The sequence below is a fragment of the Flavobacterium sp. genome, from assembly GCF_035760125.1.
In the GTDB taxonomy this organism is placed as follows: Bacteria; Bacteroidota; Bacteroidia; order Flavobacteriales; family Flavobacteriaceae; genus Flavobacterium.
Genome location: NZ_DASTTN010000526.1, coordinates 1 through 8,831, shown reverse-complemented (window position 1 = coordinate 8,831; position 8,831 = coordinate 1). Strand labels below are relative to the sequence as shown.

At 33.6% G+C, this 8,831-nt stretch carries 8 protein-coding genes and 1 pseudogene; 7 read left to right on the top strand and 2 right to left on the bottom strand.

The window, feature by feature from the left end:
* The coding region (locus tag VFS71_RS18790) for a cation:proton antiporter (RefSeq protein WP_326403178.1) at nucleotides 1-1,281 on the bottom strand (1,281 nt) is incomplete at its 3' end.
* A 172-nt stretch (nucleotides 1,282-1,453) separates the two neighbouring features.
* Nucleotides 1,454-2,800, bottom strand: coding sequence for an adenylosuccinate lyase (purB, locus tag VFS71_RS18785; protein WP_326403176.1), 1,347 nt, complete (start codon nucleotides 2,798-2,800; stop codon nucleotides 1,454-1,456).
* A 201-nt stretch (nucleotides 2,801-3,001) separates the two neighbouring features.
* On the opposite strand from purB, the gene VFS71_RS18780 reads away from it, so the two are divergent.
* From VFS71_RS18780 to VFS71_RS18750, 7 genes and pseudogenes are all read left to right on the top strand, one after another.
* Nucleotides 3,002-3,898, top strand: coding sequence for a MerR family transcriptional regulator (locus VFS71_RS18780; RefSeq protein ID WP_326403175.1), 897 nt, complete (start codon nucleotides 3,002-3,004; stop codon nucleotides 3,896-3,898).
* Nucleotides 3,899-3,934: 36 nt separating this feature from the next.
* Entirely contained in the window at nucleotides 3,935-5,404 is a 1,470-nt protein-coding gene (locus VFS71_RS18775; protein WP_326403174.1) for a phytoene desaturase family protein, read from the top strand.
* A gap of 2 nt (nucleotides 5,405-5,406) precedes the next feature.
* Entirely contained in the window at nucleotides 5,407-6,246 is an 840-nt protein-coding gene (locus tag VFS71_RS18770; RefSeq protein ID WP_326403173.1) for a phytoene/squalene synthase family protein, read from the top strand.
* A gap of 36 nt (nucleotides 6,247-6,282) precedes the next feature.
* Nucleotides 6,283-6,722 (top strand): annotated as a pseudogene (locus VFS71_RS18765) (carotene hydroxylase).
* Between the two features lies 1 nt (nucleotide 6,723).
* Complete coding sequence (locus VFS71_RS18760) at nucleotides 6,724-7,413, top strand: lycopene cyclase domain-containing protein (protein WP_326403172.1); 690 nt, start codon at nucleotides 6,724-6,726, stop codon at nucleotides 7,411-7,413.
* Complete coding sequence (locus VFS71_RS18755; RefSeq protein WP_326403171.1) at nucleotides 7,400-7,861, top strand: SRPBCC family protein; 462 nt, start codon at nucleotides 7,400-7,402, stop codon at nucleotides 7,859-7,861. The genes VFS71_RS18760 and VFS71_RS18755 overlap by 14 nt, the downstream gene beginning before the upstream one ends.
* A partial coding sequence (locus tag VFS71_RS18750; protein WP_326403170.1) for a cryptochrome/photolyase family protein occupies nucleotides 7,861-8,831 on the top strand: 971 nt, incomplete at its 3' end. The genes VFS71_RS18755 and VFS71_RS18750, both read left to right, overlap by 1 nt.

Here is an 8,831-nt window from a genome sequence, read left to right as displayed (position 1 = left end):
TTGCCATAAACTAACCGTTTTTATCGCTTGTGTACTGGCTGAATAGCGTTCAATTCGTTTGGTCCATTTTCGGGGTAAGTTATGTGCCAAATATTCTGAAAAAGGGAGTGAATATTTAATCATAAACGGAGTCGTAAATACTGTTACCGCTGAAACTGCTACTACTATTGGGTACAGAAAAGAATTGGTTGCTTTTAAGGTTACTCCCAAAGTCGCAATGATAAAGGAGAATTCCCCAATTTGTGACAAACTCATCCCGGTTCTGATTGAATCTTTAAGCGGTTGTCCTGATAATATGGCACCAACAGTAGAGCTGATGGATTGGCCAAAAATAACTACAAAAGAAAGAATGATGACAGGAATGGCATGTTGATACAAAGCATCAGGATTGATTAACATACCAACCGATACAAAAAATACGGCACCAAATAAGTCTTTTACAGGTTTCACCAAATGTTCAATATGTTCGGCTTGTGTAGTTTCGGCAATGATGGATCCCATTATAAAAGCACCAAGTGCAGGTGAAAAACCAGCATTTGCGGCAAGAACAACCATCATCAGACACAGTGCAAGCGAAATGATGAGCAACATTTCGTCGGTGAGTAAATGTTTGGTTTTTTTGAGTACTGTTGGAATGATAAAAATCCCTCCCAGAAACCAAAGCACGAGAAAGAAGAGTAGTTTTAATACTGACATCAAAAGGTCACCACCAGAAAACTGGTTGCTCACGGCAACCGTTGATAATAGAACCATCATTAATATAGCCAGTATGTCTTGAACGATTAAAGAGCCAATTACAATTCCCGCAAATTTTTGCGTCTTAACGCCCAATTCATCAAATGATTTTAAAATAATTGTGGTCGATGATATAGAGAGAATTACCCCCAAAAAGATACTGTCCATTTTGGGCCATCCCAACCATTGGCCAACGGCATATCCCAGAATACACATGCTTACAATTTGTATTCCTGCGGTGATAGACGCTGTTCCGCCTACTTTCATTAATTTTTTGAAACTAAATTCTAGTCCTAAACTAAACAGTAAAAAGATAACGCCAATTTCGGCCCAAACTTCCACGCTTTTAATCTCTTTGACAGAAGGGAAAAAATCAAAATGGTTACCCGCCAAAAATCCCGCTATCAAATAACCCAATACCAAAGGTTGTTTGAGTTTTCTAAATATTAGAACAGCAACAGTTGCAGTTATTAAGATGAGTCCTAAATCACTGATCAAAGGGTTTAAATGGCTTGTGGTTTCTGATACTTCTGTAAATTGACTCATAAAGTGGCATTGTTGTTTATTATTGAAACAGTTTTTGAGTAAAAACCATTTATGGCTAATTTACGAAAAAAGAAAATTCTATATGGTTTGATTTTTTTGTTATTTAATTTTAGCCACAAAAAAAAAGCTACCCTAAAAAGGACAGCTTTTAATTAAAATAGTATGGTACTTATTAAATCCCCAAGAAATTACTTGGTGTGATTTGCATTAGTTCTGCTTTTATTTCTTCAGAAACATCAAGTGTTGCGATAAAACCGTGAATTGCATTTTTGTCAATTGCTTCGTTGGTTCTAGTTAATCCTTTTAATGCTTCATAAGGATTTGGATAGGCTTCACGTCTTAAAATAGTTTGAATCGCTTCGGCTACAACAGCCCAGTTTTTCTCTAAATCTTCATGAAATTTAGATTCGTTCAATAATAATTTATTCAAACCTTTCAAGGTAGCTTCAAAAGCGATTAAAGTATGACCTACTGGTACGCCGATGTTTCTCAAAACGGTACTGTCTGTCAAATCACGTTGCAATCTTGAAACTGGTAATTTAGCGGATAAATGTTCGAAAATTGCATTGGCAATTCCTAAGTTTCCTTCAGAGTTTTCAAAATCAATTGGGTTTACTTTGTGTGGCATAGCCGATGATCCAATCTCTCCCGCTTTAATTTTCTGCTTGAAATATTCCATTGAAACATATGTCCAAATGTCACGGTCTAAATCAATAATGATAGTGTTGATTCTTTTTAGAGCATCAAAAAAAGCTGCAAAATGATCATAATGCTCTATTTGTGTTGTTGGAAAAGAATGATGTAGTCCTAAGTTTTCTTGAACAAATTTGGTTCCGAATTGTTTCCAGTCAATTTGTGGATAAGCCACGTGATGTGCATTGTAGTTTCCGGTAGCTCCACCAAATTTGGCTGCAAACGGGATGTTAAATAATAAACGCATCTGCTCTTCCAAACGCTCCACAAAAACAGCAATTTCTTTACCCAAACGAGTTGGTGAAGCTGGTTGTCCGTGGGTACGGGCAAGCATTGGAATATCTTTCCACTCTTGACTCAATTCTTTTAATTTGGATGTCAAAGTAATTAACGACGGCATATATACTTTCTCAAAAGCGTCTTTTGTTGAAAGTGGAATTGCAGTGTTGTTAATGTCTTGAGAAGTTAATCCAAAGTGGATAAACTCTTTATATTCTGATAAACCTAGTTTTTCAAAAGCGTCTTTGATAAAATACTCAACCGCTTTTACGTCGTGGTTGGTTACTTTTTCAGTCTCTTTTATCCAAAGAGCATCCTCGGTAGAGAAGTTTTTATAAATGTCACGTAAACTTCCAAATAAATTAGGGTTTACGTTTTTTAGTTGTGGCAAAGGCACTTCGCATAAAGCAATGAAATATTCGATTTCAATTAATACGCGGTATTTGATTAATGCTTCTTCAGAGAAAAAAGGAGCTAGTGATAATGTCTTATTTCTATAACGACCGTCGATTGGTGATATAGCATTCAATTCGTTTAGAGTAGTCATTTTATGTTGTTTTTTCGAAAGGCACAAATATAAAGAGAATTTGGGGATTAGGGGTTACGAAATTTAAGGTTTGATAAAGAAATAAGTTATAAAAAATATAGCTATTCAATGAAATTATAGAGATTTTAAAATTAAGGGGTTGTTTTGTTTTAAGTTTAGTTTAAAATAAAGTTATATTTGTTTAATAAATATAATGGATAGATGAACAATGTAAAAAATATTTTCAGTATTAAGGATCTTGAAAATCTCTCGGGAATTAAAGCTCATACAATTCGAATTTGGGAAAAACGATACAATATTCTGCAGCCCATGCGTACCGATACTAATGTACGTTTGTATTCTTTGTCAAGTCTGCAAAAATTGTTGAATATTACTCTGTTATGTGATTATGGGTATAAAATTTCTAAAATTTCAACCTTTACCGATGAAAAGATAGTTGAAATGATTCGTGATATTGTTTCAAATAAAAACTCAAAAAACCATGCTTTAAATGCTTTTAAGATGGCTATGATGAATTTTGATCAAGAGCTTTTTTCGAATACCTATAATTGGCTACTGGAAGAAAAATCATTTAGGGAAATTTTTCATCAAGTATTTATTCCTTTGGTTGAGGATATTGGTTTATTATGGCAAACGGATACAATAATGCCTGCCCACGAGCATTTTATTAGTTGTTTGATAATAAAAAAAGTACTTGTAAATATTGAAAAAATTGAAAACGAAAGAAAAGTACAATCGGATAAAGCTTATGTATTGGCACTTCCGCTTAATGAAATTCATGAATTAGGATTGATGTATTTGCATTATGAGATTGTATCCAAAGGACATAAGGTTATTTATCTAGGGGAAAGTATGCCAATTGGTAATTTGAAAGAGTTAAAGAAGTATTATGGTTCAATTGTTTATGTTTCTTATTTTACGATACAACCCGAAATGAGCCTTGTTAACGATTATGTTGCTGATATGGGTTCCCAGTTGTTGGGTGATCATTCAGAAATTTGGCTAATAGGTAGAATGACTCAGTACATTGATCAAGATTTAATTCCTAATGATGTTAAAGTTTTTAATTCTATTTCAGATTTAGTAGAAAAGGTTTGATTTTTTGTTTAAGATTTTTGTACATTTGTTAAACAAATGAAAAAATCAATCTCAATAATAGGTTCTGGATTTTCGGCAATGGCTGCGGCTTGCTATTTGGCACAAAGTGGTCATATAGTGACAATCTATGAAAAAAATGCTTCAATAGGCGGCAGAGCGCGCCAATTGAAAGCTGAAGGTTTTACTTTTGATATGGGACCCAGTTGGTATTGGATGCCCGATGTTTTTGAACGTTTTTTTGCTGATTTTGGTAAAAAAACAACTGATTATTATGAACTAATAAAACTCTCCCCAGCGTACCGAGTTTATTATGATATTGATGATTTTATTGCCATTGCTGATAATTTACCTCAAATTGTGGCAGATTTTGAAGCTATTGAAAAAGGAAGTGGTCAAGTGTTAAAGGAGTTCATGTATGAAGCCAAAAACAATTATGATATTGCTATCAAAGAATTAGTGTATCGTCCAGGTGTTTCTCCTTTGGAATTGGTAACTGTTGAAACTGCTAAGAAAATAGGCCAATTTTTTAGTAATATTAGTAAAGACATTAGAAAGAAATTCAAAAACAAGAGATTGATTCATATTCTTGAATTTCCTGTTTTGTTTCTCGGCGCCAAACCATCTAATACGCCTTCGTTTTATAGTTTTATGAATTATGCAGACTTTGGTTTGGGAACTTGGCATCCTAAAACTGGTATGTTTGACGTAGTTCGGGCAATAGAAAGTCTGGCTAGAGAATTGGGCGTAACTTTTGTAACCAATGCCAATATTGAAAAAATAAATGTCGAAAATAAAATAGCTCGTTCAATTGTGGTCAATGGAAAAATGATTCCGTCCAATATCATTTTGAGTGGGGCTGATTATCATCATACCGAAACCTTATTGAATGAAGAGCATCGTGCCTATTCGAAAGCGTATTGGGATAGCCGAGTTTTTGCTCCATCGTCTTTATTGTTTTATGTAGGTTTTAATAAAAAAATAAAGAATATTTCGCATCACGCTTTGTTTTTTGATGTTGATTTTGAACAGCATGCCAAAGATATTTATGATGAACCACAATGGCCAAAAGAACCTTTATTTTACGCCAATTTCCCATCATTGACGGATAAAACCGCTGCGCCAGAAGGTATGGAATCCGGTTTTTTTCTGGTTCCTCTAGCTCCCGGAATAGAAGATACCGAAGTCTTAAGAGATGAATATTTCGATAAAATAATTGAACGTTTCGAAATTATAACCCAACAAACCGTAAAAAGAAATATCATATTTAAACAATCTTTCTGTAAAAATGATTTCGTTTCGGAGTACAATTCATATAAGGGAAATGCTTACGGAATGGCAAATACGCTTTTGCAAACCGCTTTTTTGAGACCAAAACTCAAAAGCTCCAAAGTGAAAAACTTATATTTTACTGGACAATTAACTGTTCCCGGGCCCGGAGTTCCTCCCGCATTAATTTCTGGGAAATTAGTATCTGAATTAATAGTAAAACAACTTTTAAATCAATAGTCATGAAACAATTATTTGATGATGTGTCCTTTAAGTGCAGTAAATTGGTAACCAAGAATTACAGTACTTCGTTTTCTATGGCGGTTTATATGTTGGCACCCAGTATTCGCAATGCCATTTATAGTGTATATGGATTTGTACGTTTTGCTGATGAAATTGTAGATTCTTTTCACGGTTATGACAAAGAAGATCTAATCAATGACTTTGAAACTGAGTATTACAAAGCCATGAAAGCGGGTATCAGTTTGAATCCGATTTTGAATTCTTTTCAGCAAACGGTAAAGGATTATAATATTACTGACGAAATGATTCAATCATTCCTCAAAAGCATGAAACTCGATTTAATCAAGTCTGATTATCACAGCAAAGAGGAATACAACGAATACATTTACGGTTCTGCCGATGTAGTGGGATTGATGTGTTTGAAAGTATTTGTAAAAGGGGATGAAACCAAATACAATCAGCTAAAAGACCAAGCTATGCGATTGGGTTCTGCTTTCCAAAAAGTGAATTTCCTTCGGGATTTAAAAGATGATAATTTACTATTGAATCGTAATTATTTTCCTGGAGTCAATTTAAAATCTTTTGATGAAAAGTCGAAGAAAGCAATAATCGAGGAAATTGAGGAAGATTTTAGAATCGCCTATCAAGGAATTATAAAATTACCTTTGGAAGCCAAATTTGGCGTTTACACAGCTTATGTTTATTACAAAAAACTGCTCAAAAAACTGGCGCACACACCTTGTAACGAAATTGGGAATACAAGAATTCGGGTTTCTAATTATTCCAAAGCAGGATTGTTGGCCCAATCATTCGTATCTTACAAGCTTAAGTTAGTTTAGGAAAATTTGCATAATTTTTTAATATAATAAAATAATATGATTTCCTTTTTGATTTTTTTAGGTGTTTTTTTATTCATGGAATGTGTTACATGGCTCACGCATAAATACATTATGCATGGACTGATGTGGTATTTTCATGCCGATCATCATCAACCAAAATATGAGCATACATTCGAGCGAAATGATATATTCTTTCTGATTTTTGCCACACCCAGTATTGTTCTTTTTTATTTTGGAGTGCAAGGCGGAATGAATTATTTGTTTTTCATCGCCCTAGGCATAACCTCTTATGGTTTTTGTTATTTTATGATTCACGACGTATTGATTCATCAACGTTTTAAGTGGTTCAAAAGAACTAAAATAAGTATTTAGTTGGCTTGCGTAAGGCTCACAAAGTGCATCATAAACATTTGGGAAAACAGGATGGGGAATGTTTTGGAATGTTGTTCGTGCCTTTTAAATATTATAAAATCTAAGATGTCATTATACCTTTTTTTGAATATTGCTTCCTTCTTGATTCCGTTTCTGTATAGTTTCGAAAAAAGAATGAAATATAGTAAACGTTGGAAAGTCATAATCTCTTCTTTGATTATTACTGCGTCATTTTTTATTATTTGGGATATTATTTTTACCAAAATGGGAGTTTGGAGCTTCAATCCAAGATATCATTCTGGGATAGAATTTTTTGGTTTGCCAATAGAAGAGTGGCTTTTTTTTATTTGCATCCCTTACGCCAGTATATTTATTCATTTTTCTTTTCAGTATTTCTTACCGAATGTGGCTTTAAGCGATACTGTCGTAAAAAGGATTTATTGGATTTTGATGTTTGTTACGATTCCTATCGTAGCATTTAATTATGATAGATGGTACACTTTTGTAAATCTTAGTTTGTTTATAATTGTTTTAACAATAGCCGTTTTTAAGTTTTCGGCGATTTTAAAAACCTATTTCATTACTTTTTTAATCATTTTGATTCCGTTTTTACTCGTAAATGGAATTCTGACCGGTAGTTTTATAGAGGAACCAGTTGTTTTTTATAATGATAAAGAGAATTTAGGCATTCGATTGGGAACAATACCAGTTGAAGATTTTGGTTATGCTTTTACAATGTTGTTGATGAGTTTAGTTTTGATGAAAATAATTGATAGAAAAAATGAAAATATATAAAAAAGAAAGTGTCCAACACATTAATGCATCACTCGATGAATGTTGGGAATTTTTTTCCAATCCTAGGAATTTGCAAAAAATAACTCCTGTGTCTATGGGATTTCAAATCACCGATTTTGACAGCCAATCCATGTATGCAGGACAAATTATTCAGTACAAAGTTTCACCTCTTTTGGGATTAAAATTAAGTTGGACTTCCGAAATTACTCAGGTTAAAGACAAAGCTTATTTTATAGATGACCAACGTTTTGGCCCCTATAGTTTTTGGCATCATAAACATTTTTTTGAAGCAACTGCAAATGGAGTCAAAATGATCGATATAATTCATTATGCATTGCCTTTGGGTTTTTTGGGACGAATTATGAATGTTTTAATCGTCAAGAATAAACTGAATGAAATCTTTGATTATCGTTCTCAAAAAGTTAATGAACTTTTTAATTTAAAATAATGGCTAAACAGCAAGTATCTATTTTTTGGTTCAGACGCGATTTGCGTCTCGAAGATAATGTGGGGTTGTATCATGCATTGCAATCTGAGCATCCTGTCATTCCTTTGTTTATTTTTGATACTGATATTCTGAATAGCCTACCAAAAAATGATGCACGCGTTGGTTTTATACACGAATCACTCAGTAAAATAAATACAAAATTGAATGCCGTTGAGAGTTCAATTTTAATCAAAAAAGGAACAACAATAGAAGTTTGGAAATCCCTTTTTCAAGAGTTTATCATTTCGGAAGTTTTCTTCAATAAAGATTATGAACCCTATGCTATTAAGAGAGATTTAGCCATTTCAGCATTGGCAAAAGAAAATAATGCTCTTTGTTTTTCTTTTAAAGATCAAGTCATTTTTGAAGAAAACGAAATCACAAAATCCGATGGATTGCCTTATACCATTTATACGCCGTACAAAAATAAATGGTTGGAAAAATACAAATCCTTGGCACCGCATCAAGAGTATGTGACACAAAATTACTTATTCAATTTTCATAAAAATCTTTTTGATTTTCCGTCTTTGCAACAAATAGGTTTTGAGGAAAATGATATAAAAGTAATTCCTTATAACCTCACGGAGATTGAAAATTACCACGAAACTCGCGATTTTCCAGCTATGGACAGCACTTCGTATCTTTCTCCCCATTTACGCTTTGGAACAGTAAGCATCCGAAAATTAGTCAATTGGGCGGCTCGAAAAAACGATGTCTTTTTGAGCGAATTGATTTGGCGGGAATTCTTTATGCAAATCCTATTTAGCTTTCCTAAAGTAGTCACTCATAATTTCAAATCGGCTTATGATGGAATTCAGTGGCGCAACAACGAGGAAGATTTCAAGCGCTGGTGTACTGGAACTACCGGTTATCCTATGGTCGATGCAGGAATGCGCCAACTCAATGAAACAGGCTATATGCACAATAGAGT